Source organism: Rhizobium sp. 25PS6 (assembly GCF_032464655.1).
Classification (GTDB): domain Bacteria; phylum Pseudomonadota; class Alphaproteobacteria; order Rhizobiales; family Rhizobiaceae; genus Rhizobium; species Rhizobium laguerreae.
Window position 1 is genome coordinate 37,103 of the sequence record NZ_JAWDIV010000030.1, and the last position, 26,889, is coordinate 63,991.

Below are 26,889 nucleotides of genomic sequence, written 5' to 3' on the forward strand. Positions count from 1 at the left end.
AAACACCACAATAAGAAAACAATGATCGGACCTCAGCAGGCCTGATTCGCGCCCATCTATAATCCGGACTCTCCATACTCGTCCATAACTTACCCGAAGTGCTGAAACGTGCCTGGTCGGTGCGGCTGATGCAGTTGCGCTGCTCTTCATTACCATCGCCCCTCTACAGCTCGCGGCCGCCACCTGGGTATCCCGCAACATCTACATCTAATTCGCCATTTCGGCGATCACGGGCCTTTCCGTTGCCGGACGATCTCCGCCGACTGGAACCGTATGCGCCCGTCGTTGAAAGCGATCCCCGTCGATGCAGAGGCGGCCATATGGGCAGCAAGGCGTCGTCAACTGGCCGTCGTGATGCACCGCATACAATAAACTCTGACGCGGGTAACGTTTAGGAGCGCTTTCAATCCCGGCAGGATTGCGCTATTCCGCCGCGAGACGGAGGGATTGGGCGTTGGATGCTCCTGCACATCGAGAGTTAGACATACAGGCGCGCGGTCGCATACGCGGCTTAGATGGACTTAGAGCAATATCGCTACTTTTGGTGCTGATGGCCCATTGGTCACCAATTCCCTATCTTAACAATGTCGCCGAATGGGGGCGAGGCGGGCTCGTAGTATTCTTCGTCATCAGCGGTTTTTTGATCACGAGAATACTTGTCGACTTAGCCGGCCGAAGGCGTGAGGTTGAGGGCATACAGCTTCTCAAGGGCTTCTATGGCCGCCGATTCTTCCGCATTCAACCCATCTATTATCTGGCCCTCGCATTTGTCATTTGCATAGGGCTGAATGACGCCGTGCGGGAGGATGTGATTTATCACGTCTTCTTCGTGCAGAATCTTTCAAATGTATTGCTGAGAGGCGATATCGGAATTTATGGACCAGCCGCCCCCTGGTGGTCGCTTGCGGTTGAAGAGCAGTTCTATATTTTCTGGGCGCCAATCGTCATCTTTCTCCGGCCGAATGCTTGGAGGCTTTCGCTGTTGGGAGCATTTGCCCTTGCGATCGGCTGGCGCGCTTTTGCCTGGTATGCCGATCTTGGGCAGGCGAATGTGCTCGTCACATTCGGAAATCTGGATTCGCTGGCTGCTGGCGCAGTTGTCGCCATCATAGTGTCGACAGGCCGGATTACGCCCGTAGTGTCGCGCTGTTTCTCCGTAATTCTTACGGTTGGCATCGCGGCACTCTGCCTGCTGTCATTGACAGAGATGAGCGAAGGTATATTCGCGTTTCGGACTAGCTTTATTGGCAAAGTGCTTGCCGACGTGCCGTTTTATATGATCGCCTCATCGCTAATATTTTTCTTGGCTCTCGGCAGGGCGACAACCGCAGCGAAGGTGCTGGAAACCCCGGTTTTAGTGTTCACAGGCAAGCGTAGCTATGGTGCCTATGTCTATCATCAGGTCGTGAACTACACGTTCTATTTCTTCGTGACACCGCGTTGGCTGGAGCCAAGTTTCGGCGTGAAGCCTGCATTGCATGGTCCGGGTGAGTTTTTAGTTTTCACGGCAATAACACTGCTGCTCGCAGCCGTGTCCTACAAATACATTGAGCAGCCGATATTCAGGCTTCGTGATCGGATCTATCCGACCACTCGATAGCGTTCGTTGAACGTGTCGCCTTTCTGGTGACCAAACATGTCGCCCGTCTCCTTCGAGACGGGTGCCTTGCCACATCCAAAATCCGGAGCCTACCCCATGCTCGTCCATAACTGGCGCGAGGTGCTGAAGCGTGCCTGGTCGGTGCGGCTGATGGCGCTGGCGCTGCTCTTCATCATCGTTGAGCCCGTCTACACCTTCGTCGCCGCCACCTGGGTGTCGCGCAACATCTACATCCAGCTCGCCATGTCAGTGGCGACAGGGCTTCTCGCCGTTGCGGCGATCATCGCCCGCATCTTCGTCCAGCAGAAAATCTCAGGAGACCTGAATGGCAAACCGCCTGCAGAAGGGTAGTGCCGCCGCGGCCATGGCCGTGGCGCTCGTAGGATCGTTCGAGGGATTGCGCCAGAATGCCTATCCCGATCCGGCCACGCAAGGAAAGCCGTGGACGATCTGCTATGGCAGCACCAATGGCGTGAAGCCGGGGGATCGCAGGACGGTGGAGCAGTGCAAGGCGCTCCTGGCGCTGGAGCTCAAGACCTATGCGGGCGGCATCGAAAGCTGCGTGCGCGTGCCCCTGCCGGATGCCCGTTTCGTGGCGCTGACCTCCTTTGCCTATAATGTCGGCGTCAAGGCGGCCTGCGGCTCGAGCGCGATGAGGCTCATCAATCAGGGCAGGACAGCCGAGGGCTGCGAGGCGCTGTTGAAGTGGAATCGCGCCGCCGGCATCGTCTTTCCGGGCCTCACCAGGCGCCGGCAGAAAGAACGCCAGTTCTGCCTCGAGGGCATCTGATGATCTCTATCCTCGACACCCTCAAGATGGGCGCCGGCATCGCCGCCGGGCTGCTGCTCTATCACCTTTATGCCGTTGCGATCGGCTATCCCTCAGCTGCGCGGGAGGCGCGCGCCGGCTATGTCCTTGTTGCCGAGAAGAGTGCAGCCGAGGCTGAGGCCGCTGAGATGGAACGCCAGCGCAACGCCGCCGCCCAAGCGACCGAAGAGCACCGCAAGCGCCTCGCCGCTGCCTCGGCCGCCGAGCAGGCCGCCAAAGACACACTCGAAACCGAGATCCAATCCTATGAGCTTCAGCTTTCGGAACAGAACCGCGCTTGCGCTGTCACTGCTGCTGATCGTCAGTGGCTGCTCCGCCACTGAGCGCCTCAACAAGGCGGCGGTGATGAAGGGGCAGGCGGCGGCCGGCGTCGCTCTGCCGCCGTTGCCGGACGATCTCCGCCGGCAGGAAGCGCATGCGCCTGTTGTCGAAGGCGAGCCCGTCATCGCCATCCTCGCCCGCGAAAGACAGGCGCTCGACCGCGCCAATGCCCGCCAGGGGCGCACCGTGCAATTCTACGACGACCTCACCAGCAGATATGGAACACGCCGATGATGAATGCGATTTCGCTTGCCCTTGCGAATCCGATGCTGAGCGGTGGAGGCGGGGCGGGCGGCGACCCCGATCGCTACATGTTCTTCGCGACCCGCAACCGCATGCCATCAGGCAGTATCGTCACCGCGGCATCCGGCGCGAATTATGTCTGCAGCAAGATTGTCGTCAACACGCCGCAGTACAAGACCAGGACCTTCCGCTTTCACCTCTCGGGCTTCGCCTCGACGGAAGGCGGAAACTCGCCGCAGGAAACGGTCGTCACCGGCACGATCGGCACGCCTGGCAATTCCGTCGTCGCCGATGCGATGTTCATCAGGGCGGCCGGCGTCTTCTACCAATGCACCTTCGCCGGCCTGAACACGGTGACCGTCGCAGACCAGACGAACGGTGCCTGGACGGACGAGCTGACCATTCCCGATGTCGCGCCGGAAAGCGAAATCGAAATCTGGCTATTTTATCATACCGCCGTCGGCGAGAAGATCTGGCCGGTCTACCGCATCCAGAAGCATCGCGGCGAGCGCGTCTGGGGTGCGGGCGATCTCGCCACGCTGCTCGCCTTCAAGGACACGCCCCTCGCCGACAGCACGGCCGCACTCGATACCAATTACGCGACCGTCACCCAGCCGCAATATTACGGGACCGACTTCATGGTCGCCAAAGGGGATTGGGATGGTCGCCCGATCGTTCTCGGCCTTGTGGACAGCATCGGTGAAGCGCGCCAGCAGTTTTCCGCGGCTGCCGATGCGCGCGGCAATCTCGGCTGGTTGCGTCGCTGGCTCGATAGGGACGGCGGCATTGGCCGCATTCCGCATCTGATGATCGGCATGCCGGGGGCGGGGTCCGTGCGCGAACTCGCCGGCACCGGTGCCGCGATCGCGACCCGGCGCTGGGCCATTCTCGACGAGATCACCGCCTTCAACAACAACAAGAAGCCGTTCACCGTCATCGCCAACCAGATGGGACAGAACGATACGGCGGCGACCTACACGCAGTTTTTCAACACCAATTACAGAAGCCTGATCACCAGGCTTCGGGCGCGCTATCCGGGCGTCACGATCGTCGCCTTGCCGCCGTTCGGCCGCACCGTGTCCACCCGCACGGTCACCCTCACATCGGTCGGCACCGATGCAACGGCCACGATCGCCTCGGGCATCAACGGGCTTACGACCGGCCAGACGGTGTCGATCTCCGGCGCTGCGCAGACGGAGTATAACGGCAATGTGGTGATCACGGTCACCGGGCCGAACAGTTTTACCTATAATTTCGCCGGATCGGCGACATCGCCCGCGACCGGCACAATCACCGCCAACGACCTCTATCTCAGGGCCTCGTATCAGAGCTTCTCGGCCAACAACACCTGGCCGGCGGACGGCACGGATGCCTCGGGCAAATGGCGGCTGCGCGCCGATATAATGGCGAAGACATCGGCCTGCTGCGACGACGCGATCGATACCTATGCGGCCTGGGTTTCCGGCGAAAGGGATGGCGTCTGGCCCGGCATGCTGGAGCTGCCGAGCACGGCGGTGACCGTGCAATCGGGTACGGATGGGGTCGCGACCTACACGACGATCGAAGTGGCGGATGCCGGCATCTTCGGGCCGGAGCAGGAGATCAGCACCTATGCCGGGCCGGATGGCCTTGCCCGCCTGTCGACCACGTCGATCGGCAGCATCTCCGGCAATACGATCACCATTTCGATCCCGCGTTCCACGGTGCTGCCGGTCGGCTCCATCGTCCGCCCGAGCGTCACGCCGGATGGCGTCCATCCCTACGGCGCCGTGATCGACCGTGTCGTGGGCGGCATTCCGCAATCCGAAAAGCTGAAATTCCATCCATAGGCAGAGCGAACGAAGAGGCCTTCGCGTCACTTCGGCTCCGGCTGCTGGATGACCGGCGGCGGCGTTTCGCTCTTGCCGCTTCCTTGAATGAACGGCTTGATCACCGGGATGCTCAGGATCGACGCGACCATGACCCCGATGATGATCATCAATAGCATTCTCATGGGCGCCTCGCTTCAGATCGATTGAGCTGTCTTGCGGCATGCATACGCCTCTTCGGGAATCCGAAGATTCAACATCCCCAGGCTGAAAACGTTCCATCGCACAACAGAGCACCGATAGAGATGACATCCAATGACGATATCCTTCGCGCCCTCGGGCGCGTCGAGGGCAGGCTGACCGGCATCGAGGAAAACGTGGCACTTCTCCGCAACGAGGTCGGTGAAGAAAAGGCCAATGCCCACGACTTCAGCGCCGTAATCCACAAGCGGCTTGACGAACAGGCCAGGCAAATCGCCTATCTCGATACCAGGGTGGCGATCAGCGGCGGTTCGGATGCGTTAATCCGCGAGGAAATCAGAACCCTCAAGGAGACCGTCGAGAAGAACCAGGAAGCGGTGGGGCCGGCGCTTGAGGAGTGGAAACGGATGAAGACGATCGGCTACGGGATATCGGGGTTGATTGCCTTCGCGGGGCTGACGATCGGGGGCATCATTGCCTATGCGAGCGATGGGGCTGTGGCGGCGCTTCGGCATTGGTTGAAGATCAATTGAACTCGGTATTCCCGGTGAATGTCCTGGTGCAACAGCAGTGACCGGCCTGCCAATCAGCGGTGAACCTCCTCAGAGCATATTCCCAAGCCGATTCCCATTTAGGCTGGCAGGATGAACCACCTGCGGTTCCGGTCCCTCGATCAGCCGCTCGTACTCCTGCTCCGGCACGCCGTAGCAGCCGCCTGCAATCTCGATCAGCTTGTTGCGATCCGTAATGCGGACGTTGCCGCGTGTCGATTTAATGGCGTGCATGCCTTCGAGAATGTGCAGTTCATCGGTGACGCCCGCCCGCCTGACGCCCAGCATCAGCGCCAGGAATTCGTGGGTCAGTGGCAGATCATTGCCGTCTATGCGGTCGTGACACATGAGCAGCCAGCGGGCCAGCCGCTGATGCATGTTGAACTTTGCCGCAGCCAGCGCGCTGTGGGCAAGCTGCAGTTCGCAGGTATGGACATAGCGCAGCATCAGTTGCCGCACGCAGGGGTGCTCGAGGACCGAAAGAAAATCCTCGGTGGCCACCTGAAGCCCGAAGCCCGCCACCTGCATGAAGGCTTTGTTCGGCGTTTGGTCGACGCCGAGGACGACAGGGTAGCCGGCGATGCCCTCGCGGCCGATATGACGGATTTCAACGCTTTTGCCGTCGGCGCTTTCCGCAACCATCGAGGCGAGGCCGCTTTCAAGAAAACAGACATGCTCGATCGGCTTGTGCGGCAGCACGAGCGGATGGTTGACAGGAAGATCGACAGGTTGGAGAAGCGGCGCGAGAAGCTCGAAGGCATCCCTCGGAAACCGGCGCAACAGTCTGTTCTTCACTCCGCTCTGGACCATCATTGTCATGATCTTACACCGCCTGCTGAACGCCCAACGCGAGGTTAATCCTATGGTTCAAGCGATTTCACACTCTGTGCGGTTTTGACAATTGAAACGGCTCGTCAGGCGTCTGCGCCGGAGGCGCCAAAGCACGCTTGATCGTTCGGATTCGCATCCTCGCGCTTCAGCTCTTCATTCGGATTACGTCGGTCGCAAAAGGGGCGCACATCTTCGCGCGACATGCATTAGTCCAAGTGAATAGCCGACCGGAAGGGGACTGTCGCAACCAACGCGCCGTCTTCCGTCATGATCTCGAAGGCGCCGCCGTTCGCCGGATCGCCGGTACGGATCCTCTCCGCCACGATTTCGCGGGCGGCAGCGGTTGCTTCCTCGCATGCAAGCTCAGGTGAGGCCAGGTCAATGCCTTCCGGATCTTCCTCGAAGACATCGTTCCGGCGGACATGGAAAAAATACTTTGGCATGATTTCCTCCGTCAAAGAGATTCCCCCAAACCGCGCGCAAGGCCAGTTGTTCCCCCGATCTTCGATCGAACTCCATGCCAAAGTGCCGAGTGCAGAAAAAAGCCCCACCGAGGCGGGGCGAGTTGGTTCTTGGGAGGAATGGTGGGCCGCACGGAGGTATCGAAGTGCATGGTTGTGAAACCTGCCCTCCACACGACCCGGCGCCCCTTACGCTTGCGGGATGCTCTTGTTCCCTGGCCGACGGAATATTCTCATCAATCGTTGCGCTGAGCGCGGGTTCCACATCGTCGAAAGGAGTATTCTTTCCTCCATCCTTGCCGCGCGGCAAACCTGATAGTGGGTTAATTTCGGAACATGCCATCGCTAAATTTTAGAGTTCGCTAATGAACAAATCAGCGGCATTCAGGTTCTCCTTTCGAAAGGAGATCGACATGAAGAGCATGAACAATCGCCAGGTTCGCATTCCCGGTCCGCGAGAGCACGATGTTGCGGAGCACTGCCGCAAGTTCGGCATCGGCCCGGCGGAGGAGAAGAAGCTGAAGAAACTGCTCGGATCCAAGGCGCCGCTGCATGAGATCCAGGCCAATGCGCCGCCGCGCCAGCCAAGGTGGCGTTAATTGGGAGACGTTCGAAGCGGTTTCCCCGGGAATTGCATAATACAAAAGATGAGAGCGATTCAGTCCATGAAAGCTGAATCGCTCTCATTCGTGAAGAGGTCGCGAAAAGCGGCGCATATGAGCGTTTCACGCCGCGTTACGGCATTGATTCAAAGATTGAGCGAGACGATGAAGCGTCGGGAAGGCGCAGGAAAGGGGCCTTATTGCTGGATTTCCAAATGTCGATGGCGTTTAAAATGTAGGCCGACTGCTCGGCTGGCTCGGCTTCTACCCGCTGAAAGCCCCGCTCCGGCGGGGTTTTCGCGGCGTTCCGATCTAGCTGTCGATCTTCACAAGCCGATCGGCGTGACGGCCGCAGTCGTGCCGGGCAGGGGTCAATGAGCCCTAGGAGGATTTTTCGGAATCGCGGTGCTGTCGCACTGCCTGGAACTTCAGGCAATATGAGGGGTTTTGCCGGCGGATCGCGCGGCAGGTCTCGTCTCCTGTACCACTGCTACCCCTGCAGTTGCTGCGCGGTCCACTGATGCAAACGACTCACGGAAGGCTTACTCGCGGCTCTTGACAGCGGGCGAAGCCACGCTTTTCGTCCGTCACCTGCAACGCTTAAGAAGGCACTGTTGCGCGCCCGCACAGCCTATCAATGCCGTGGTTGCCGCGACAGCATCAGGATGTAATCGTCTGCGATATCGGCAACCACCATGGCGGCTTCCGCGGCCGTGTATCCCCTGCCGATGGCGTCGCTGACGATCTTCATCACGGCAGGTTCAAGCGCTTCGCGGCAATCGGACAGGCTTTCGACATGCGGGCATTTTGGACGAAATTCCAAGACGTTATTCATGGCACACCCTCCATTTGATTGAGCTCGAGCCCTGTGAAGGCAAGCCGGCCTCTCCCAGAAAGGCGGGCCACGGTTCCGGCGAGCTGCTTCAGGAACCAGAAGCGTTATCGTGAAGCTACGATGGCATAGGAGCGGATGTATTCAAGCGCATGCTGATATTAAGGTAAGCCAGTAGGGTTAATTCGTCCACCGATGTTGCATCGTGGCATCGCCGGCAGAGGGAAAGCCGGCAGTCGCGAATACAATGTCATCCGAATGTTGCAGCGGTATTAGGATGACGACATGCATGAGCGCCTGCCAGACCATGTTCTGCCTTAGGCGCTGATGCGCCGGCCGGCCTTGTCCGCCTCTTTGCGATTGGCGCCGTGTTTTTCGATGATGTCCCGGGCATCTTCGTTGGAAATACGGTGTTTCTTCGCGAAATAGATGACGTCGTAGGGTCCGTCAGCCACGGCCGCTTTGGCGGGCTGGACCTTTTTGCTTGTATCATTGGTCATGATTTTTCCTTTCAGGGCAAAGTTGCGCCGGACATCAGCTGATGTCGCGGCGCGTCAGCACCAGAACAGGATGATGTTAGGCCGTGTCGGCCTGAAATCGGAATCCTGCTCTCAATTAAAGAATTAGTGCATGATGTCGTTCGGTCGATCGAAGAATGGCCTTCGTGCCGTCTTATCGATGGGCCCGGGCCGTCATATGTTTTTCCCAGATCTGCGTTGCCTGCGCTGCCGTGCCGGTCTTGTGAAATCGCAGCAGGTGCAGTCCTTCGTTCCGTCGTTTTTCGTTAAAGGCGCTGTTTTCGTAGTCGGTGCCTTCGACAATGCTCTCACTTTGAAGAACGGCCTTCAACTCCTGCACATAGTGTCCGGTGATGTTGAAAAGCGCTTCATTCTCAGGTGCGTCTGTCATCGTTTTCCCTGTGGGTGGTCGTGTGGCATTGAACGCAGTGCTGCGGTTCAGCTGGCCACGTTGGTGGATGCATCAAGCAATCCGCGCCCCTATGGGAAAGGCTGGTATCGGACAGCGTTTAGCTGGAGGTGTCTGTCTGGAGTTCCATATATCATGCAGCAGCGCACCCTTGCCAATCAAGGATTAAGGCGCGGCGAGTCTGAACGCCCGCATGTTAAACTACTTGCCTCCCCGATACCATCTCAATCGAAATGCCGAAGAATATGGAGGGAGCAGGGCCGTCTTCGCTTTCCGAGTTTAAGGCAAGCGATCCGGGTTCCCACCAAAACGATTGCTTCTGCAGGAGAGACCAGGCGTGGAGGCGTTCGTCATGCCGGGCCGGCGTATCGGTCAGCTCATCATAGGTGCCCTGAACAAGCACGCTCTTCCATGTTCGGTTTTCGCCGAATTCCTCAACCTGAACACAGGTGGGTGAATGGGCCCGCAATAGATCAATCTTCAGGCCCGGCATGGAAAATACGAAAAGCCGGTCTTTCTCAAAAGCATACTGAATGGGAACGATGTAGGGATATTTTTCGCCGAGGCATGCCAAGTGGCCGCGGGTGTGGCTTGCCAGAAAGGCGAGGCAGTCTTGTTCACCCATTTCTCGCAGTTGCATCGCGTTATCCAATTCCGTCAGCGTTCAGCCCTTTGTTTGATAGGCAGCAGAGCGTCTTAGCTCGCCGCAACAGTCTTGCAGCGCCTACCAGAACACATCGTTGAGAATGATATAGACGATAAAGGCCAGACAGATTGCTGGTGTCGATTTCACCAGGAAGTCGATATACCGGAACCTGCCGATATGCTGAGCCAGGCGTTTCCACGAATGGATGTTTACCGTGGAAGACATGATGCCCTCCTTTGGTTGGGGCCGGGTAACTCTGATTACCCCGGGAAGCAGCACCCGTTCACAAGCTGCCACTACACCAAATATGGGCGCCAAACATCTGCGCTACAAGGCGTGGCGGATTGCCGGTCCGGCCGAGAGATCCCGCTGTTGTGTACGATCGCAAAGGGCGGCGCGGAGGTGCCAGGATTGCTGGGCACGTCCATAGAGGATTGCGCTTCTACCTCAACCATCGCTTCGATCAGTTTCAGCCGATCGAGCTTCCGCCGTTGATCGTCGTAGAGCCTGCCCAACAGCGCATAGGCCGGCCCGGAGGGTCTGCCTTTGCGCAATAGTTTCCTGATCACCATTTCCTGATCGGCAACGCGATGCGCCGCCTTCACGATATGGCGACGCGCCAGTTTCAGGTCTTTCGGGCGGTATCGTGTGGAAACCATATGCTTTGCTTCCCCTGTCTCATCCGGCAGTAGCAGGATGGTGGCCATTTCAGTTCACCGGCCGCATGCCTTCCAGCGATCAGCGAAAATCTGCAGCCGTGAGCGTGAAGTTGTTTCCGCGTCGATGCTGATAGGCTCTCGATGCGGCCTCCTGAATGGAAGAGCGCGCCGCATCAAAGGCATTGAGATAGGCGGCCTCGGAAGAGTTCTGGGTGATCGCGCTGCCGAGGGCTGCTTCTTCGACCAGAAACCGGACTTCGAACATGCCGTCATAGCCGGTGAAGCGGACGCCTTTTCTCGCTTCGTCGAAGCTGCGGCTTCTGTTGGGGAAAATAAGTGTCATTGCGGTTATCCTTGGAAGTGGGCGCGGCCGACCTGCGGAACTCGGGCACCGGTGGTGATGATGGATGCACGAGGGAGCGAATAGCTTGACGCCGGATGTCCAGCGATCAGCCTGCCTGCATGTCCGGGCGTCGGCAGATCTTAGTGGATGGTCTGCACGATAACCCGGTTTTCAAGCAAGGCTTCCGATGTCTTGATCAAGCGCATCGTACCCGTGATAACCTCATCGGAATAGAGCGAATCCGCACGGGAAATTTCGTCCGTCATATCGCGGAGAACTTTATTGATCTCCAGCAGAGGCGGCACGAATTCCACCAATCCGGCGGCTGCTAGCCCGTGCGTTAGGCGCGCGATCGCCTCTCTGAGGTGATCGACCAGCGCACGCCTTTCCACCGGCAATGCCGACGGCTTTGTGAGGGTCGCTTCATCGTTGAACTGCATGATGCGCATCCTCCTTTAGCTAAAATGGGTTCCGCCATGGCATTATCAATGGCGGCTGCCGAATGAGGTTGCGGTCAGCCGGCAATAAGCGCAAGCTAATTTATCGGCGGGCACGATACGGGCACCGCTGCTTGGGGCGCGCCAGTGAACCCTAGCCCCAACGAAGGAGGACGTCATGTCTTCCACGTCAGATCAGTTTTTCGGTGTCGACAATTTGAGAATGCTCGATCGTATTCTGCGAAAGGCCGGCTTTCGCGGCGGCGAAACCCACGCGGCCGATGAGGGTGAGATCACCGCCACAAGTTTCCTCATTGATTGCTTCCAGATGGGGATCGTCGATGAGGCCGCGTTGAAATCGGCGCTGAAAATGTATCTCGCGACACAGTTGAAATCAGGCCCGCTGCCGCAGGCAATGGAGGACGGCTCCTTTGCCCGATGGCAGGATGACGGCGGTGCCCCGGTGAAAGCCCATCGGATCGCGCGGTATACGGCGTCCGAGCGTGCGGACGCACCGCTGCGGCCGCCAGCCTACCGTTTTCCCAAAACCAGGCTGCCTGAACGACTGTCCGAGATCCCGTGAACAGGCCTGCTGCGATGTCGCCGGCAACCCCCGATCGATCGTCGCGATGACATGACGAACAAGGAAGAAGACATGTCTGGGATTCACGCAGTTCAAAAGGACAGGGCCAGGAAAAGCAAAATCATCGCCTTCTTGCGGAAAATCGTAACCTTAAGCCCGACTGCAGACGATCTCATAGCGCAGGCGCGTCAAGCGCGGTTGTCGTCAGCGGAGGAGGGGATCGATAGCGCCGCCTATGGTCTGGCGCGTCCACACAAAGGTCCGTTCGATAACGCGACGGCATTCAGTGCTTCCACCTACGACCATGATCTCCCGACGCGGCAGCAATTGGAGGCGGCGCAACGCAGCCACTCCGATGCGGTAAAGCAGCAAGAGGCAAACCGCCAAACAGGCAAATTTCGTAGGCGTGCAAAGCGGACGAAGCTGAAATCTCCCTGAGCAGGAAATAGAGAGACGGACGGCGCCCTGTAGATTTTTGCCGCCTGAGCGGTGCTTGGCTTCCGTCGAAAAGCCCGCCTCAGGCAGGCTTTCCTGTTTTGCGGCAAAGCTCAGGCCGCCGTCAGGCCGCCCCAAACGGCACGGCGACGAAGGTCTTGTTGCCGTCGCGTTCGACGAGCAGCAGCACCGACTTGCGGCCGGCCTTGCCGGCCTCAGTAATCGCGGTCTTGACGTCGCGGGCGTTGTGGACCGGTCTGTCATTCACCGAGACGATGACATCGCCGGACTGGATGCCGGCGGTAGCCGCCGACTTGTCCGGGGCGACCTTGGCGACCACAGCACCGCTGATCGAGCGCGGCAGGTTGAACTCTTGGCGCATGTCGGGCGTCAGATCGGCAAGGCCGATGCCGAGGCTCGGCTGGCCGGTGCTCTGGCCTTGGGCGTCCGGGTTCTCAGTCGCCGCCTGCTTCCGGCCTTCCTCATTGGTGCCGACGGTGACGTTGAGATCGATCGTCTTGCCGTCGCGCCAGACGCTGAGGGATTTTTTGGCGCCCGGCGAAAGGTCGGCGACCAGGCGCGACAGGTCCTTCGGCGTCTTGACGCTCTCGCCGCCGACTGAGGTGACGATATCGCCGGGCTTCAGGCCGGCATGGGCGGCCGGCGTATCGGCAGTGACGGCGGCAACCAGCGCGCCGCCGGTCTTGTCGAGGCCGACGGCATCGGCGACATCCCTCGTGACCGGCTGGATCTGTACGCCGAGATAGCCGTGATCGATCGAGCCATCCTTCTGCAGCTTGGCGACGATCGCCTTGGCCTCGTCGGAGGGAATGGCGAAACCGACACCGACGCTGCCGCCGTTCGGCGAATAGATGGCGGTGTTGATGCCGACGACATTGCCGTTGCGGTCGACGAGCGGGCCGCCGGAATTGCCGTGGTTGATCGGCGCGTCGATCTGGATGAAATCGTCATAGGGCCCGCTGTGCAGGTCGCGGCCGCGCGCCGAGACGATGCCTGCCGTCACCGTGGTGCCGATGCCGAAGGGGTTGCCGATCGCCAGAATCTGGTCGCCGAGCTTCAGCCTGTCGGAATCGCCCCAGGCAATGGTCTGCAGCGGCTTGCCCGCCTCTATCTTCAGCACGGCGACATCGGATTTCGGATCGGTGCCGATCAGCTTGGCCGGCAGTTCCGTGCCGTCATCCAGCGTCACCTTGATGTCGACGGCATTGTCGATGACATGGTTGTTGGTGACGATCACCCCGTCGGGGCTGATGATGAAGCCGGAGCCGAGCGCCATCGCCTGCTGCGAAGGCCGCTTTTGCGGTGCCTGGCGCGGCAGCGGGATACCCTGATCCTCAAAGAACTGGCGGAACTGCTCGTCCATCGGCGATCCCTGCTCTCCGGCGCTGACATCGGTCGCCTTCATCGTCGTGGTGATGGTGACGACGGCAGGCTTGTCGGCATCGACGATGGAGGCAAAGGAGCCGCTCGGCGCGAGAATGCCGCCGGTATCAGAGGCCGCGGCAACGGCATTGGAGGCGTTGATGGCGAAGGGCAGGCAGGCTGCGCCGGCGATGATGGCGGCCCCGACAAGCGCTGCGGTGCGATGGTTGCGGAGGATGTGTGACATGGTGGTGATCCCTTGGGCGGGTCCCTTGCGAGAGCGTTGGCTTGGATGGCGTCGTGGTTCCATGTCCTGGGACCTGGCGTCGGATGGCGTTTGGCGCCAATTCCTCCTGGGAACACGCAGTCGTCGAGGGCGGTGGCCGGGGGAAGAGAAGAATTGGCGCTTGGGATTCATATGATCCCACCAAGCGGATTTACAAATTAAAGTTTGATCATGTTTATATTGCCGATTTGTAAGATTTGGCTGGAATTTAATCTTCGCTCCCGATGTGTTCCGGCCGACTGCCCCGCTTCAGAAATTCCGGCCTGGTCTTGCCTCGTTTCGCGTCCTTCGCGATGTTTTCATTCGAAAATAAATGGACTTATTCCCGAAGGCGGTGATCCGATTGCCGCCTGCGCCCGTAATTTGCCGAAAGACGATCCTGCGGCTGTTTCCGGAAATTATAGTCCCGGATCCTGTTGCGAATATAAAACGTTAGTAGACTCTAAATTATTTCTTCTTCAGAAAGTAAAGATCGCGAATCGAGAGCTAGCGAGTCTCGCGGGCGACATACAATGGGGCGGTGAGGACGGCAGTGGAGCGGGGGCGGAAGGCCAGGCGCGGCGCGCATGTGAAGTTGAGCGATGTGGCGAAAAAGGTTGGGGTCAGCCCCATCACGATTTCGCGCGCGCTTCGCAATCCTGAAATCGTCTCGGAAGATTTGCGGGAGGTTATTCTGCGCACGGTAGACGAGATGGGGTATATCCCCAATCTTGCCGCCCGGGCGCTGGCCGGCCGCCACAACGGCACCGTCGGCGTCATCACGCCCGCTTTGCACCGGCCCGCCTTTGCAGGCCTGATGATCGGCATCGAGGATCGATTGCGCGCCACCGAATTCGGTGTGCAATATTCCAACACGCTCCACCATGCCGATCGGGAGGCTGGCCAGCTGAAATCCTTCCTGATGCAGAAGCCAGCCGGCGTTATCATCGCCGGTGCCGAATCCTATCATGATCTTCTGCCGCTGATCGAGAATGCCGCCTGTCCGATCGCCCATATCACCGATCTCAGCCAGGAGCCGGAAAGGCTGGTCGTCGGCCTTGATCATCATGCGGCAGGCGCCGAACCCACCCGTTTCCTGCTGTCGAGGGGCTATGAGAGGATCGCCTTCATCGGCGGCAGCACGGATCTTCGCTCGCGCCGCCGCAGGGAAGGCTATGAGGACGCGATGCGCGAAGCCGGCCGTTTCGATCCCGAACTTGTCATCGGCGCGGATGCGGCAAGCACCACCGGTCTCGGAAGGGAATTGTTGACCCGCCTGTTGCAGCGCGTGCCTGATGTCGATGCCGTCTTTGCCCAGAACGACGAACTGGCGCTCGGTGTGCTCATCGAATGCGGCGTGCGCGGCATTCGCGTGCCGGAGGATTTCGGCATCTGCGGTTTCAACGATCTGGAATTTTCGGCCTTCACCGAGCCGTCGCTGACGACGGTCCACATACCGCGCTACGATATTGGCTACCGCGTCGCCGACATGCTGCTGCGCGCCGTCCGCGACGAGCCGCCCGGCGAAGACAAGGTCGATTGCGGCTTCTCCATCATCCCACGCGGCTCGACGCGGTAATTTGGTACGGTCGACGATAAGGATGGAGCGAGCTTTGCTAAGAAGAGCGGTAATTTCATACGTCCCTCGACTTAAAGCTATTCGGGCATCCGTCACTGAAAACGTCCTTGGCGATCCGTCCAATGTCATCGATGTTCACTATGAATGGTTCGTCGCAAACCCCGGCATTTTCGTGTGGGAAGAGCAAAACGAAATTGTCGGCTTTTCTGCCGCTGATCCACGAGATGGCAGCATTTGGGCGCTTTTTGTTGTTCCCGGATTTGAAGGAAAAGGAATAGGTTCCGTTCTCTTCCGCGAAGCTTGCAACGTTTTGAAAGCCGCCGGTGTCCACCGTGCCTGGCTTACAACCGATCCAAACACGAAGGCGGAGCGGTTCTATCGGAACTCGGATGGGAAGTGGCCGGGACGAAAGACAATGAGCCGCTCTTTGAGCGCACCCTCTGATCCATCCGTTGTGCGGGCCTCGCCAGCCTCGCCGGAATATGCCATCGAACTGCCGGCGCATGCTCGAACTAGGCATAGTCCAGATTATTCCCTATACCGAGGGAATGACGATCACTGTGCTGAAAAATGGATAACACGGGACTGTCTCTGGACAGAATGCGCACCTTTGTCCGCGTCGCCGAACGCGGCAACCTGTCGATGGTCGCAAGAGAGCTGGGTGTCGGTCAATCCACCGTGACGCGGCACCTCAGTGAACTGGAGCAGGCTGTCGGCGTACCGCTTCTCAGCCGAACCACGCGTCGCGTCACCCTCACCGACGAGGGCAGCCGCTATTATACGAACTGCCTGCAGATATTGCGCCTAGTCGAACAGGCTGCTGAAGAAGCCAGAGATGCCCGTCAGGCCCCCGCGGGTGCTGTCCGGCTTTCCTGTACGGCAGCGCTCGGTGTGATGCACATCACGCGCCTGATCTTTGATTTCCAGGACAAGCATCCGGACATCCGCGTCGACCTCAACCTGACGGACGAGCGGATCGATTTGGTTCGCGAAGGCGTAGACGTCGCACTCCGTCTTGGGCCTCTCGCCGACAGCGCAATGAAACTTCATGCGCTCGGAAAAAGCCATCGGTTGCTGGTCGGCGCTCCCACCTATTTGTCCGCCCACGGATGGCCGAAGCGCCCCGCCGATCTGTCACGCTACGAAACCGTCATAATGTCCAATGTGGCGGGGAGCGATCAGCTTGTTCTTTCCTCTCCCGATGGCACAAGCCTGATGATCCCGGTGAGCGGCAAGCTGCGCGTCGATCACGGGCTTGCGGCGCGCAGAGCCCTTGCCGCCGGACGCGGCATTGGTCCCGCACACCTCTGGTTGGTTCACGATCTTCTGGACGATGGCCGGCTCGAGGTCTTGCTTGGCGACTATCGTCCTTTACCGGTTCCGGTGAGTTTGCTGATCGTTCCAGAGCGTGCAGCCATTGCTCGCGTTCGGCTTCTGGTTGACTTTCTTGTCGCCGAGGTTTCTAAATTGCCGGGAATCCGGCCATCGTGATTTAAAGCTCGTCGTGCAAAACTGTGCAGCGGTTTCGCGCCAGCGACATCCAGAAAAACAAAGAGCTAAGGCACGACAAAGCGAATCCGAAAGATCGCGACGCGCTTTAGAATCCAAAAGATTGTTTATCGCCACGCCACCCCGTCTTCCGCAGATACTGCTCCCAGTTGAGCGTGTCGGGGTTCACGCCACGGCTCCATTCGAGGTCATGCTCCTTGCCGAAATATCCATATTCGACAGCATATTCGACCATCCCGAGAATCTCTCGAACGAGAAGTTCATTGGCGGCAAACTCTGGAAAATAGCGCAGCAGGCCATCCCTGGTGAAAGCGTTTCGATACTCGGCCTTGAGCCCGGTCGCACGCTGAAAGGTTTCGACCATCTCCCGCGGAGAAATGATATCCCCGACGATCGGCAGCGTTTTGCCGTTGTAGCGCTCGGGGTTTGAGAAAATTTCGAGGACGACCGGCCCGGTCGCCGTCAGCGGATCGACAAAAGGCGCTCGGAAATCTTCGGGAAGATAAATCGGCAGCAGGAGCGTATCGCCCTCCATGCGCGGCACATAATATTCGAGAAGATTGGTGTAGAAGAACGCCAGCATGACGAAGGAATGAGAAATAGGCAGGCCGCGAATATGGCCTGCAACGCGCGCCTTGTCGGTGAAATGCGGCGCATACTTCGTCCCGCCGGTGATCTTGTCGACATTCTCGAGCGTGCTGAAAACAATATGCCCGACGCCGGCCTCCACGGCGGCATCCGCCAGTTGCTGCCCGAGAGGAGCCTCGATTGTCTCCGGCGGGGCGATCGGCGGCGTCATCAGAAATGCGCCGTCCGCGCCTTTGAATGCAGCAACGAGGTCCTTCCGAAGGCCAAGTTCCAGAGGGACGGTGACGATCTCAGCGCCGAGTTTCTCCAGGCGTAAAGCTTCAGGCGAATCCTTTTTCCGGGTGAAAGCTCGCACCCGGAAACGTTGGCTCTGAAGGAGTGCCGCGGCGACGCTGCGCCCTTGTTTGCTCGTTGCGCCGGCGATCGCGATCAGTGGCTTTTCATGTGCAGACATAGAGCTTTAAACCTTTCCCTGTCATTGACGCCGGCTACGGTGCCAGGCGTCGTTTTGCGGAGAGCGCTCGGCCTGTGCCGAGAGCCCACCTCGATGGCGGGCACCGTATCGCAACAGGTTCTATGGCTGTAGATATCTGAAATACATAACATAATGCCATTTTTCGGATAAATGGCTGCCAGTTAGCGCGCATACAACTCGGTTCGCCATCCTGGATCAGAACGCCGAAACCCGCGCCCGGATGCTCGGAAGCGCCGAAAGCCATCCCCTGGACACTGCCGATATTCAGGATCGCGACGGCGCAAGTGTCGTTCTTGAAGCCATTTCTCAAACGCTGGCCTTGGCTCAGAGCTGCATTGCAAAGATCGCAAACTTCACCCTGCAGATCGCCAAATAAACCGATAAGGCCAAGGTTTTCGAAGTGCTGCCCGGTCGCCGCAAGATATTACTTTTATTGATTTCTTTTCGACTCAGGATCTTAGCCTGTCTGGCAGATGTATTAATCTTTGTTAAGTACTGTTGAATATGGTTAATATTATGCTAACCTTAAAGAGATCAGGGGGCGTTCAGCGCTTTCAAAGCGGAAATTCGAAACATGAAGCTTTCGAAGATAATATCTCCAGCGATGCCTAAATATAGGTCGAGAATCGGTTCTCGCCTACATCAAACAATACTGTGCGTGGTGTTTGCAGCAATTGTTCCAATGACGCCAGCAGCGGAAGAGTTACCTTCGCCTACGGAAGCGGTCTCGGTTGTGACACCTGGTGAGACTTCGGCCCGGCAGCCTCAATCGTTGCGTGACGGTCTTCGCTCGGGCGATAAATTGAATCTCGCATTTTATGAAAGCTTGGCCTCCGTCGAAGATCGCTGGACGGGCTCACGGGGCACGGTTCCCTGGAACTTTTACCAGCGGCCCGAGCTCACTGGCGAATACGTCGTTGAAGCGGACGGAACGATTGCGCTTCCGCTTTTGGGACGCTTTCCGGTTCGAGGGCTTCCTCCGGCGGATGTGGAGGCGATAATTCTTCCGTCGTACGAAAGTTTGGTCGGCAGAAAGGGGTTCGTGAATATCGTCAAGATTGAGCACCAGCCAATTTATATTACCGGCCCGGTTCGCAATCCTGGCTCGTTTCGATATGTCGATGGCATGACGGTTCTGCATGCCGTTGCGCAAGCGGGTGGCATGGCGGCGAAGAGTATCGAGCCGTGGCAGAGCGTGGACATTACACGCCAGATCGAGCGGTTGAAGGCTGGGCTGGCCGATCTGAAGCGGCTTGCGTCGCGAACCGAGGTGCTCAGGGCAAAGCGCGATTCCGTACAAATTGCCAGCATTGGCACACTTGTTCTTGGTCCCGATCCCGATGCTCAACGGTTGCTGGATGATGAGACATGGCAGCGCCAATTGGTAACGACGAGCAAGGATGCGCAGAGCAGTGCTTACGCAAGATCTGTGGCCAACGCTCAGGCCGATCTCGACCTGCGTCAGGCACGCGTCGGCAATTATGATGCCACCATTCGGGTCCGTCAGGATCGGCTGGCAAGTATCGAGAAGTTGGCCAAAAACAAACTTGTCACCAGCATTGAGTTGACCCGGGCACAAAGCGAACTGACCGAGTCGGAAGATCGAAAGCAGCAGGCCGTCATCGATGTCGAGAGCGCAAAGCAACGGCTGGCGGCAGCGAAACAGGACGTTGAGCGCGATCGTATCGAACGCAAGATCGAGATCGAAAAGTCGGCAGCGGATGCCGAAAGAGGCCTATCCACGGCGTTGAAGACGACCGAGAGCGATCTTGAAATTTTCCGGTCGATGGTATCGTCGAATGATAGCGCCGGTGTTGAATTTGAAATCGTTCGGCCTGGACCGAATGGTGTCATCGTCGAACCTGCGACCGAAGAAACGGTCTTACAGCCAGGCGATTTGATCAAAGTACATTGAGGCTTAGCCGCATACTCTTCCCGACTGGGGAGAGTTTAGTCCTCCTCTCGGCCAAAGAGCTCAGGGGCATCGTCGATTTGCGATTTGTCGCGCGGTCCAAAACGCCAAGGAGAGCTTATGTCTACAATCGAAGCTTCAGAATCCTCGCATTCCTCAGTGCCTGTCCAAGGCCCGATGTTCAAATTGCCAAAGACCTCACTCGTCATTCCAACCTTGAACGAAGCGGAAAACATTAAGCTGCTCTTGCCCCGCATACCGACGTGGGTGCATGAAATCATTATCGTCGATGGGCGATCGACAGACGGAACGCCTGACATAGCGCGAAGCATGCGCGACGATGTCAAGATCGTACTCCAGCCCAAGAAGGGCAAAGGCATCGCATTGCGGACCGGCTTCGAAGCCGCGTCTGGTGATATGATCGTCATGCTCGATGCTGACGGGTCGATGGATCCTTACGAAATCATCTTGTTCGTCGCGGCTCTTGTTGCAGGTGCGGATTTCGTCAAGGGTTCGCGCTTTATGCAGGGTGGCGGCACCAGCGACATGACAGTCATCCGCCGTTTCGGCAATCTCGGCCTGACCCTCCTGGTCCGCATGCTCTATGGCAGCTCTTTTAGCGATCTGTGCTACGGCTACATGGGCTTTTGGCGACGGCATGTTCCCTTGCTGCGTGCCGATTGCGACGGCTTCGAAATTGAGACGCTGATCAATTTGCGGGCCCTGAAGAACAAGCTCAAAATCATGGAAGTCGCGAGCTTTGAATCGGAACGTATCTACGGCGTCAGCAACCTGCGTGCCCTCCCGGATGGCTGGCGCGTGCTGAAGACGATCTTTAGAGAACGCGTCAGTACGCCGACGGGCGTCCAGGTCCTCGAGCAGAGTATTTCCTGAGGTCTGGATGTAATTGGCGAGGCCGCATGATGCGCATTTTGATGCTCAGCGCGAGATACCTGCCTTTTGCCGGAGGGACGGAAACCCATGTAAGCGAGGTCGCAACCCGGCTCGTGCGCAACGGGCATGCGGTAACGGTCTTGACGGGCAATCCTGACGGACTTCTTCCTGCAGCGGAAAGCCGAGACGGCGTGCGGATTGTCAGGCTGAAGACGTTTCCCCGTGGGCGGGATTGGTGCTTCGCCCCCAGCGTCTTTAAGGCCGTCGCCGAAGGTGATTGGGACCTGATGCATGTTCAGGGCTACCACACTTTCCTGGCACCGCTCGGAATGGCTGCCGCATCGCGCAAGGGGCTTCCTTTCGTGGTCACCTTTCACAGCGGTGGCCATTCGTCGCGACTTCGGTCTTCGATCCGGCGCTTCCAACACAGAATGCTTGCGCCTCTGGCCACCAGAGCAGCGCAACTCATTGGCGTGTCGCGGTTCGAAGCGGATCTGTTCAGCCACAATATGGCAATCGCGAGAGACCGGTTCATCGTTGTCCCCAATGGCGCGCGCCTGCCGGAAAAGTCCGGGCGGCGACCCCCTTCACCTCACGACAGGCCGCTGATTGTCTCGCTCGGCAGGCTGGAGCGTTATAAAGGTCATCATCGGGCGCTTGCTGCATTTCATGTGCTGGCAACGAAATTCCCGGATCTGCGCCTTCGGATCCTAGGAGAGGGGCCCTATGAGGCGAAGCTGCGTCAGCAGGTGGCCGAACTCGGGCTCGGCAACCGTGTCGAGATCGGGGCAATTCCGCCGACCGATCGGTCCGCAATGGCCGATCTTTTGTCTTCGGCCGCTCTTGTCGTGCTCCTCAGCGATTATGAAGCTCATCCCGTGGCGGTTATGGAGGCGCTTTCGGTCAAGGCTCCCGTACTGACCACCGACACATCCGGCTTTCGGGAGCTGGCTGAGGAGGGGCTCGTGCGATCCATTCCGCTCAACGCTTCGCCAGACTTCACCGCGCGTGAAATGCTCGCCGCCATGGACGCGGGGCCGATCTCAATCGAGACGAGGTTGCCGGACTGGGACGATTGCACGGACCGGCTGCTGATGGTGTACAGACGCGTCCTTTCGCATCCGCAGCCTGAACTGCGAACCGGTCCGGCACTGCTTGGAGATTTGAAGCACGATGACCGTTGTTAAGAGGCGGACTTCTCCAGATCAGCAGAAGTCCTACCAGGACGGAGCTTATCGGCATGGCTATACGGGAAGGGTTTCCCTTCCACGCGTCGATCTGTGGATCGCCGCATTTCTGGGCCTGCGCAGGCAGGACAGCGCGGTCGGGGGTAGTGCCGATCCTTCGTCGCTGGGGATGTCGCCGGTCTTCGCATTCCTATGCAGCTGCGCCCTTGTTGTGGCCGCTCTTGCTGCAAATGCCAGTCGGCTGGGAGAGGGTTGGGCGGTTCCGGCGTTCTATTGCGCCATCGCCGCGATCTTTCTCCCCGCGGCGGCGCGGATCATCCATCCGGGGGCCAGCCGCCTGGAGCGGTTGGCGCTCATAGTGATCGTAACCTCAGCCCTCTTCGTGGTACGCCTCATCCGCGCGCCCGTCGCCTTCATAGACCATGACGAATTCCTGCACTGGGCGACGGTGAACGACATTCTGGAGGCGGGGCGATTGTTCCTGCCCAATCCCCTGTTGCCGGTCAGCCCCCTCTATCCTGGGCTGGAGCTCATAACGTCCGCCTTGGTCAACCTGTCCGGACTGTCCGTCTTCGCTGCAGGCCTCATCGTGTTGGCGGCGGCACGGATGATGCTGATGCTCGCGCTCTTCCTGCTCTTTGAGAAGATCACGGGCTCGCCACGGATCGCCTCCATTGCCTGCCTGATCTACATGGGCTCGTCCGCGTTTTTGCTGTTTGACGTCCACTACTCCTATGAAAGCCTGGCGATCCCCATGCTTGCGGCGGTACTGTTGGCTTCGGAAAGCCGACGCATGGAGCGGGGCGGCACGGCAGGCTGGCCGACGATCGTCGCCACCATCGTCCTCATCGTGGCACTCGCAGTTACGCATCATCTCACCTCCTATTTTTGCATGGCCCTTTTGTGCGGCACGGCGGTGATGGAATGCCTGAGGCAGGGCGCGTCCTCTATGCAGAGGCAGCGGGCGATCCTGCTGGCCTCGATCGCCGTGATTGCTCCTGTCGCCTGGTCGAAGATCGTCGGGAATCCCACCGGCAGCTACATCCTTCCCGTACTGGCAGGCGGCATACACGAGGTAGTGCAACTCGTATCGAACTCGACCGCGACACGTAAGCTTTTCGTGTCGGACACGGGAGCCTTGGCGCCTGCTTGGCAACGTTATCTGACGATGGCGGGCGTCGCGCTGATCTGCCTGGGACTTCTCACCGGCTTTCTCCGCTCGCTCGTTTTCAATGGGCAGCTCCGGAATGCCAGCATGCTCTGGCCGCCAACCAGATGGCGCCTATGGCGGTCAAGCCTTCTCGTCGTCTTCGTTTTGGTGACGCTCGCCTATCCTGTCAGCATCATCTTCCGCCTGACGCGCAGTGGGTGGGAGATCGGCAACCGCATCGGCTCGTTATCCTTCCTCGGCGTCGCAATTGTCGTCGCGGTGGCTGTCGCGGCGTTCTGGCACGGCACGTCGCGTGGCTGGCTGCGCGCAACGGCGCTTGCCGCCGCCGCAACAACGGTGCTGATTGGTGGCGTCATCAGCTCCGAGGGGCCACGTATCCTGGTTCCGGCCGGCTATGAGGTGTCGGCCGACTCCTCGTCGATAGAACCTATGGGGATCAGCGCCGCAAAGTGGACCAGGGAATGGCTGGGCGGCGACCAGCATTTCGCAACCGACCGGATCAATCGCCTGCTCCTGTCCACTTACGGCCGGCAAAAGGTCTCGACCACGCTTGAGAGCGGGCAGGATACAGGCATGGCCATCACCGCTGCCGATCTCGGCTCGATGGAACGCAGGCTGCTGATCGACTCGAGCGTCGGGTTCGTCATGGTCGATCTGCGCATGACCACTGGCCTGCCCGGCGTGGGCGTCTATTTCGACGGCGGCACGCAGGACCGAAACCACACGGTCCCCCTCCAGTCGTCGTCGCTGCTCAAGTTCAATTCCGAGCCCGATGTCGACCGCACCTTCGACAACGGCTTCATGGTCATTTTCGATGTCGGGCGGCTCGGGAAAACACGGCAGCTCGCGGCCCCTCCTAGGCGGACCGGAGAGCCAGTGCAATCCGTAGGACGAACAGACGGAGATCTGCGATGATCGATAGCCGTATCGACGCTTTCATGTGCGTCCATTCGCGGGACATCGAATATTTGCTCGAAGCGTCCCTTCGCTCCTACCAGCAGCATTTCCCCGACAAGGGAAACCTGACCATGGTCACCGACAACCCGGCCGCTTTAAGAGCCTTCCTCGACGCCAAGGGTCTCGTGCCTCGCGCAGCCGTCACCGGCGACAACGACTGGCTTTCGGCTAGAGAACTGGAACTTCCCGGCTGGTTTCGGCAGCAGATCGTCAAGCTGCGCGCCTTCGAATTCTGCCGGACCGAGCATTTCTGCAATCTCGGTGCGGATACACTGCTGCTGCGGCCCATCGCGACGACCGATCTGATCGACCGGGGCGAACCGGTTCTCTATTATTCCAGCCACAGGCTACCCGATCTGCATTACCGTTTCGAGAAGCAACGGTTGCGCAATGTCGCAAAGATCCTCGGCGTCGAGCCGGCCCGGTCTTTTCGCTATATCGATTTCATCAACGATTTCTTCTGCTTCAAGCGCGAATGGCTCATCGCGCTGAATGACTACATCGCGTCGAAATACGGCTCAAAACCCTACGTCGAACTGCTCCAGGGTCTGAGTGCGTCAAAAGACCAGACACGGTTCGGAGAATGGACACTCTATTCCGTCTTTCTGCTCGATGTGATGCACCTGTCGCCGACGATGCGCGATGCCCGCGGCGCCTATCTGACGCAGATCCATAGCCGCCTCGGCCTGACTTTGAGCCGGCTGGACAGCAAGATCGTTCATCTCGTCCAGAAATCCTTCGACCCGAACGTGATACGCCAGAAGCTCATGAAGGTGAACCCGGGCGCCGCTCAGATCATCGGCGCGACGGCATGGGCGGATGCAGGAGCTCGTCCCCGATGATGGCCCGCCGTGTCTTTCCGGGAATCATTCCGCTGTGGGTTCTTGCCGCTGCGTTGGCCGTAACTTGGCTGCCCGAAACCTTTTCGACGTGGGAGAAAGCGGTCCGCCTGGCGCTCTGCGCGCCGCTGATACTGTATTTCCCGGGCCGCATGCTGGTGGACACCCTGCGCATCGAGGGCGATATGGTCACGAGGGGGACGCTCGCGGTGTTCCTGAGCTTCGCGACCTGCATTTTTTTGGGGCTTCTGCTGCATGTCATCGGGCATCTCGATGCGCGAAGCTGGGTCTACGCGCTGGGCCTGACGACTATCGCCGTTCGGTGGCTGAATGTCGTTTTGCGGCTCGCAAGGCCGGATCCAGCCATTCCGTGGGCTTGGCCCGGCCGTCGTTTTTGGGCCTTCGCTGCTTCCATGATCTTGGCGACGAGTTCCGTCCTCGTGGCGCGCCCAGTCGCGCTTGAACACAAGCCGTTTCAGTTCACTGAGCTTTGGATGGTGCCCAAATGGACCTGGACGAACAATGTGGTAACGGTCGGCGTGCGCAACTCGGAAGACGCCAGGACGCTTTACAGTCTTGACCTTGTTCTGGGCGGCACATTGATTGGAAAGATGCCAGCCTTCGAACTGGCGCCTTCCTCCAGTCAAACCTTCGAATTCTCCGTACCGACAAAAACACGCCCACCCGCAAGGCTGGAAGCCTGGCTCTACAAGGACGGCGACAGGGGAACGATCTACCGCAAGGTCTGGATGACCATCGACACGCTCCAGTCGCCGGCACCGACCGGAATTACCCTTCAATTAACCCCGGAGCCGAAAAATGGATAATTTCCAGCACCTCGCGTCCGGCAAGCTCACGACGGCAATCGTCATCTGCTGCTATTCCGACAAGCGCTGGGACATTCTCAACAAAGCAATCGAGGCTGCAGCGCGCCAGGTCCCGGCCGCGGACGAGATCGTCGTCATCGTCGATCACAATCCGGCACTCGCGTTGCGTCTGCGCGCCAAGCAGTTCGAAAGCCCGGTCAGGATCGTCGAGAACATTCATCCGCCCGGCCTCTCCGGTGCCCGCAACACCGGGATTTCTGTCAGCCGCGGCGAGGTCATCCTGTTTCTCGACGACGACGCTGTGGCGGATCAGGATTTGCTGGCGACCTTGGTGCGGCAACTCGAGGATCCCTCGGTTCTGGGTGCCGTCTCCGCTATCCGCCCCTTGTGGGAAACAGACCGTCCGTCCTGGTTTCCCGACGAGTTCCTGTGGACCCTCGGCTGCAGCTATCGCGGCCTTCATCCGGGTCCGGTGCGCAACCTCATCGGCGCGTCGATGTGCATCCGCCGCGACGTCTTCGATCATACGGGCGGCTTCGATTCCGGCTTGGGCCGAACGGCCAAGGCTTTGCCGCTCGGATGCGAGGAAACCGAACTCTGCATCCGTGCAACCAAGGCCTTGCCGCATGGCCGTTTCGTCTTCGAGCCGTCGAGCGGCAGCGATCACGCCATACCCGCCGATCGCGCGACGTGGAAATATTTCCTCCACCGCTGCTGGGCCGAGGGGCTTTCAAAGGCCAGCCTATCGTTGATGGCAGGCTCCAGCGAGGCGCTGGCGTCGGAAAAGACCTATATGACGAGGACGTTGCCGCAAGGGTTTAGGCGGGGATTCGCCGATGTGCTGCGTGGCCAGCCGAGCGGCCTTCTTCGCGCCGCCGCGCTGGGCGCCGGCCTGACGGTCACCGCGGCGGCCTTCGCTCTCGGCCGGACCCGCGCTGCCCTTACGAGACCTTTCACCTCCGTTCCTGCTCGCGCTCTCGAACCGGTGGAATAG

The 26,889-nt window shown here is 59.1% G+C and carries 34 protein-coding genes; 21 read left to right on the forward strand and 13 right to left on the reverse strand.

The window, feature by feature from the left end:
- Positions 1-454: 454 nt before the first annotated feature.
- From RWK44_RS31895 to RWK44_RS31920, 6 genes are all read left to right on the forward strand, one after another.
- Positions 455-1,600 (forward strand): acyltransferase family protein, encoded by a 1,146-nt coding sequence (locus tag RWK44_RS31895; RefSeq protein ID WP_131666508.1) that lies wholly within the window; start codon positions 455-457, stop codon positions 1,598-1,600.
- Positions 1,601-1,696: 96 nt separating this feature from the next.
- Positions 1,697-1,951: a hypothetical protein gene (locus tag RWK44_RS31900; protein ID WP_316029950.1), complete on the forward strand. Its 255-nt coding sequence runs from the start codon at positions 1,697-1,699 to the stop codon at positions 1,949-1,951.
- The gene (locus tag RWK44_RS31905; RefSeq protein ID WP_222060271.1) at positions 1,926-2,390 is read left to right on the forward strand and encodes a lysozyme; all 465 of its coding nucleotides are present in this window, start codon (positions 1,926-1,928) and stop codon (positions 2,388-2,390) included. Before RWK44_RS31900 ends, RWK44_RS31905 begins: the two co-directional genes overlap by 26 nt.
- Positions 2,390-2,752 carry a hypothetical protein gene (locus RWK44_RS31910; protein WP_316029951.1) on the forward strand — a complete coding sequence of 121 codons (363 nt, stop codon included), beginning with the start codon at positions 2,390-2,392 and terminating at the stop codon, positions 2,750-2,752. Before RWK44_RS31905 ends, RWK44_RS31910 begins: the two co-directional genes overlap by 1 nt.
- Before the next feature lie 19 nt (positions 2,753-2,771).
- Positions 2,772-2,984, forward strand: a complete 213-nt coding sequence (locus RWK44_RS31915) for a hypothetical protein (protein ID WP_222010728.1) — start codon at positions 2,772-2,774, stop codon at positions 2,982-2,984.
- Positions 2,981-4,822, forward strand: coding sequence for an SGNH/GDSL hydrolase family protein (locus RWK44_RS31920; protein WP_316029952.1), 1,842 nt, complete (start codon positions 2,981-2,983; stop codon positions 4,820-4,822). The genes RWK44_RS31915 and RWK44_RS31920 overlap by 4 nt, the downstream gene beginning before the upstream one ends.
- A 26-nt stretch (positions 4,823-4,848) precedes the next feature.
- Here the strand turns inward: RWK44_RS31920 and RWK44_RS31925 are convergent, their stop codons facing one another.
- Complete coding sequence (locus RWK44_RS31925) at positions 4,849-4,986, reverse strand: hypothetical protein (protein WP_155247477.1); 138 nt, start codon at positions 4,984-4,986, stop codon at positions 4,849-4,851.
- Positions 4,987-5,106: 120 nt separating this feature from the next.
- Here RWK44_RS31925 and RWK44_RS31930 point away from each other — a divergent pair, with 120 nt between their 5' ends.
- Positions 5,107-5,535, forward strand: coding sequence for a DUF1515 domain-containing protein (locus RWK44_RS31930; protein ID WP_168283725.1), 429 nt, complete (start codon positions 5,107-5,109; stop codon positions 5,533-5,535).
- Positions 5,536-5,604: 69 nt separating this feature from the next.
- Here RWK44_RS31930 and RWK44_RS31935 read toward each other — a convergent pair whose 3' ends face one another.
- Both RWK44_RS31935 and RWK44_RS31940 read right to left on the reverse strand, forming a co-directional pair.
- Positions 5,605-6,372 (reverse strand): Crp/Fnr family transcriptional regulator, encoded by a 768-nt coding sequence (locus RWK44_RS31935; RefSeq protein WP_316029953.1) that lies wholly within the window; start codon positions 6,370-6,372, stop codon positions 5,605-5,607.
- 218 nt (positions 6,373-6,590) lie between these two features.
- Positions 6,591-6,827 (reverse strand): DUF6894 family protein, encoded by a 237-nt coding sequence (locus RWK44_RS31940; RefSeq protein ID WP_025393683.1) that lies wholly within the window; start codon positions 6,825-6,827, stop codon positions 6,591-6,593.
- A 431-nt stretch (positions 6,828-7,258) separates the two neighbouring features.
- Between RWK44_RS31940 and RWK44_RS31945 the strand changes: the two genes are divergently transcribed.
- The gene (locus RWK44_RS31945) at positions 7,259-7,444 is read left to right on the forward strand and encodes a hypothetical protein (RefSeq protein ID WP_131666496.1); all 186 of its coding nucleotides are present in this window, start codon (positions 7,259-7,261) and stop codon (positions 7,442-7,444) included.
- 637 nt (positions 7,445-8,081) lie between these two features.
- On the opposite strand, the gene RWK44_RS31950 is transcribed toward RWK44_RS31945, so the two are convergent.
- The 8 genes from RWK44_RS31950 to RWK44_RS31985 all read right to left on the reverse strand — a co-directional run bounded on the left by RWK44_RS31950 (position 8,082) and on the right by RWK44_RS31985 (position 11,294).
- Positions 8,082-8,282 carry a hypothetical protein gene (locus RWK44_RS31950; RefSeq protein ID WP_017993327.1) on the reverse strand — a complete coding sequence of 67 codons (201 nt, stop codon included), beginning with the start codon at positions 8,280-8,282 and terminating at the stop codon, positions 8,082-8,084.
- A 314-nt stretch (positions 8,283-8,596) separates the two neighbouring features.
- Positions 8,597-8,779 (reverse strand): DUF3606 domain-containing protein, encoded by a 183-nt coding sequence (locus RWK44_RS31955; protein ID WP_077975832.1) that lies wholly within the window; start codon positions 8,777-8,779, stop codon positions 8,597-8,599.
- A gap of 172 nt (positions 8,780-8,951) precedes the next feature.
- On the reverse strand, positions 8,952-9,188 hold the full coding sequence (locus RWK44_RS31960; protein ID WP_017959490.1) for a hypothetical protein: 237 nt from the start codon (positions 9,186-9,188) through the stop codon (positions 8,952-8,954).
- A 214-nt stretch (positions 9,189-9,402) separates the two neighbouring features.
- Positions 9,403-9,846: a pyridoxamine 5'-phosphate oxidase family protein gene (locus RWK44_RS31965; RefSeq protein ID WP_222000344.1), complete on the reverse strand. Its 444-nt coding sequence runs from the start codon at positions 9,844-9,846 to the stop codon at positions 9,403-9,405.
- An 84-nt stretch (positions 9,847-9,930) separates the two neighbouring features.
- Positions 9,931-10,077 carry a hypothetical protein gene (locus tag RWK44_RS31970; RefSeq protein WP_017959492.1) on the reverse strand — a complete coding sequence of 49 codons (147 nt, stop codon included), beginning with the start codon at positions 10,075-10,077 and terminating at the stop codon, positions 9,931-9,933.
- A 71-nt stretch (positions 10,078-10,148) separates the two neighbouring features.
- Positions 10,149-10,511 (reverse strand): hypothetical protein, encoded by a 363-nt coding sequence (locus RWK44_RS31975; RefSeq protein ID WP_168283747.1) that lies wholly within the window; start codon positions 10,509-10,511, stop codon positions 10,149-10,151.
- A gap of 79 nt (positions 10,512-10,590) precedes the next feature.
- Positions 10,591-10,854, reverse strand: coding sequence for a DUF1488 domain-containing protein (locus RWK44_RS31980; protein ID WP_003546348.1), 264 nt, complete (start codon positions 10,852-10,854; stop codon positions 10,591-10,593).
- A gap of 140 nt (positions 10,855-10,994) precedes the next feature.
- Positions 10,995-11,294, reverse strand: coding sequence for a hypothetical protein (locus tag RWK44_RS31985; RefSeq protein WP_011650973.1), 300 nt, complete (start codon positions 11,292-11,294; stop codon positions 10,995-10,997).
- Positions 11,295-11,469: 175 nt separating this feature from the next.
- On the opposite strand from RWK44_RS31985, the gene RWK44_RS31990 reads away from it, so the two are divergent.
- Together RWK44_RS31990 and RWK44_RS31995 are read left to right on the forward strand one after the other, a co-directional pair.
- Positions 11,470-11,874, forward strand: coding sequence for a hypothetical protein (locus RWK44_RS31990; protein ID WP_316029954.1), 405 nt, complete (start codon positions 11,470-11,472; stop codon positions 11,872-11,874).
- A 72-nt stretch (positions 11,875-11,946) separates the two neighbouring features.
- A complete protein-coding gene (locus RWK44_RS31995) occupies positions 11,947-12,312 on the forward strand; it encodes a hypothetical protein (protein ID WP_168287953.1) in 366 nt (121 codons plus the stop codon).
- A gap of 121 nt (positions 12,313-12,433) precedes the next feature.
- Here the strand turns inward: RWK44_RS31995 and RWK44_RS32000 are convergent, their stop codons facing one another.
- Complete coding sequence (locus RWK44_RS32000; protein WP_316029955.1) at positions 12,434-13,939, reverse strand: DegQ family serine endoprotease; 1,506 nt, start codon at positions 13,937-13,939, stop codon at positions 12,434-12,436.
- A 607-nt stretch (positions 13,940-14,546) separates the two neighbouring features.
- Between RWK44_RS32000 and RWK44_RS32005 the strand changes: the two genes are divergently transcribed.
- From RWK44_RS32005 to RWK44_RS32015, 3 genes are read left to right on the forward strand one after another with little or no spacing between them, the layout of a single operon-like run.
- On the forward strand, positions 14,547-15,536 hold the full coding sequence (locus RWK44_RS32005; RefSeq protein ID WP_221947654.1) for a LacI family DNA-binding transcriptional regulator: 990 nt from the start codon (positions 14,547-14,549) through the stop codon (positions 15,534-15,536).
- Between the two features lie 22 nt (positions 15,537-15,558).
- A complete protein-coding gene (locus RWK44_RS32010) occupies positions 15,559-16,218 on the forward strand; it encodes a GNAT family N-acetyltransferase (protein WP_316029956.1) in 660 nt (219 codons plus the stop codon).
- Entirely contained in the window at positions 16,107-17,027 is a 921-nt protein-coding gene (locus tag RWK44_RS32015) for a LysR family transcriptional regulator (protein WP_222010733.1), read from the forward strand. The genes RWK44_RS32010 and RWK44_RS32015 overlap by 112 nt, the downstream gene beginning before the upstream one ends.
- Positions 17,028-17,133: 106 nt before the next feature.
- Here the strand turns inward: RWK44_RS32015 and RWK44_RS32020 are convergent, their stop codons facing one another.
- Positions 17,134-18,087, reverse strand: a complete 954-nt coding sequence (locus RWK44_RS32020) for an NmrA/HSCARG family protein (RefSeq protein ID WP_168283731.1) — start codon at positions 18,085-18,087, stop codon at positions 17,134-17,136.
- Between the two features lie 241 nt (positions 18,088-18,328).
- Between RWK44_RS32020 and RWK44_RS32025 the strand changes: the two genes are divergently transcribed.
- From RWK44_RS32025 to RWK44_RS32060, 8 genes are all read left to right on the forward strand, one after another.
- Positions 18,329-18,484, forward strand: a complete 156-nt coding sequence (locus RWK44_RS32025) for a hypothetical protein (RefSeq protein WP_158081395.1) — start codon at positions 18,329-18,331, stop codon at positions 18,482-18,484.
- A 198-nt stretch (positions 18,485-18,682) separates the two neighbouring features.
- A complete protein-coding gene (locus tag RWK44_RS32030) occupies positions 18,683-20,023 on the forward strand; it encodes a polysaccharide biosynthesis/export family protein (RefSeq protein WP_245503933.1) in 1,341 nt (446 codons plus the stop codon).
- Positions 20,024-20,140: 117 nt separating this feature from the next.
- Positions 20,141-20,914: a glycosyltransferase family 2 protein gene (locus RWK44_RS32035; protein WP_316029957.1), complete on the forward strand. Its 774-nt coding sequence runs from the start codon at positions 20,141-20,143 to the stop codon at positions 20,912-20,914.
- A 26-nt stretch (positions 20,915-20,940) separates the two neighbouring features.
- Positions 20,941-22,101: a glycosyltransferase family 4 protein gene (locus RWK44_RS32040; RefSeq protein WP_077975855.1), complete on the forward strand. Its 1,161-nt coding sequence runs from the start codon at positions 20,941-20,943 to the stop codon at positions 22,099-22,101.
- The gene (locus RWK44_RS32045; protein ID WP_221985107.1) at positions 22,088-24,187 is read left to right on the forward strand and encodes a hypothetical protein; all 2,100 of its coding nucleotides are present in this window, start codon (positions 22,088-22,090) and stop codon (positions 24,185-24,187) included. The genes RWK44_RS32040 and RWK44_RS32045 overlap by 14 nt, the downstream gene beginning before the upstream one ends.
- The gene (locus RWK44_RS32050; RefSeq protein WP_221947651.1) at positions 24,184-25,071 is read left to right on the forward strand and encodes a DUF6492 family protein; all 888 of its coding nucleotides are present in this window, start codon (positions 24,184-24,186) and stop codon (positions 25,069-25,071) included. Before RWK44_RS32045 ends, RWK44_RS32050 begins: the two co-directional genes overlap by 4 nt.
- Positions 25,068-25,895 carry a hypothetical protein gene (locus tag RWK44_RS32055; RefSeq protein ID WP_316029958.1) on the forward strand — a complete coding sequence of 276 codons (828 nt, stop codon included), beginning with the start codon at positions 25,068-25,070 and terminating at the stop codon, positions 25,893-25,895. The genes RWK44_RS32050 and RWK44_RS32055 overlap by 4 nt, the downstream gene beginning before the upstream one ends.
- Positions 25,888-26,889: a glycosyltransferase family 2 protein gene (locus tag RWK44_RS32060; RefSeq protein ID WP_221947649.1), complete on the forward strand. Its 1,002-nt coding sequence runs from the start codon at positions 25,888-25,890 to the stop codon at positions 26,887-26,889. Before RWK44_RS32055 ends, RWK44_RS32060 begins: the two co-directional genes overlap by 8 nt.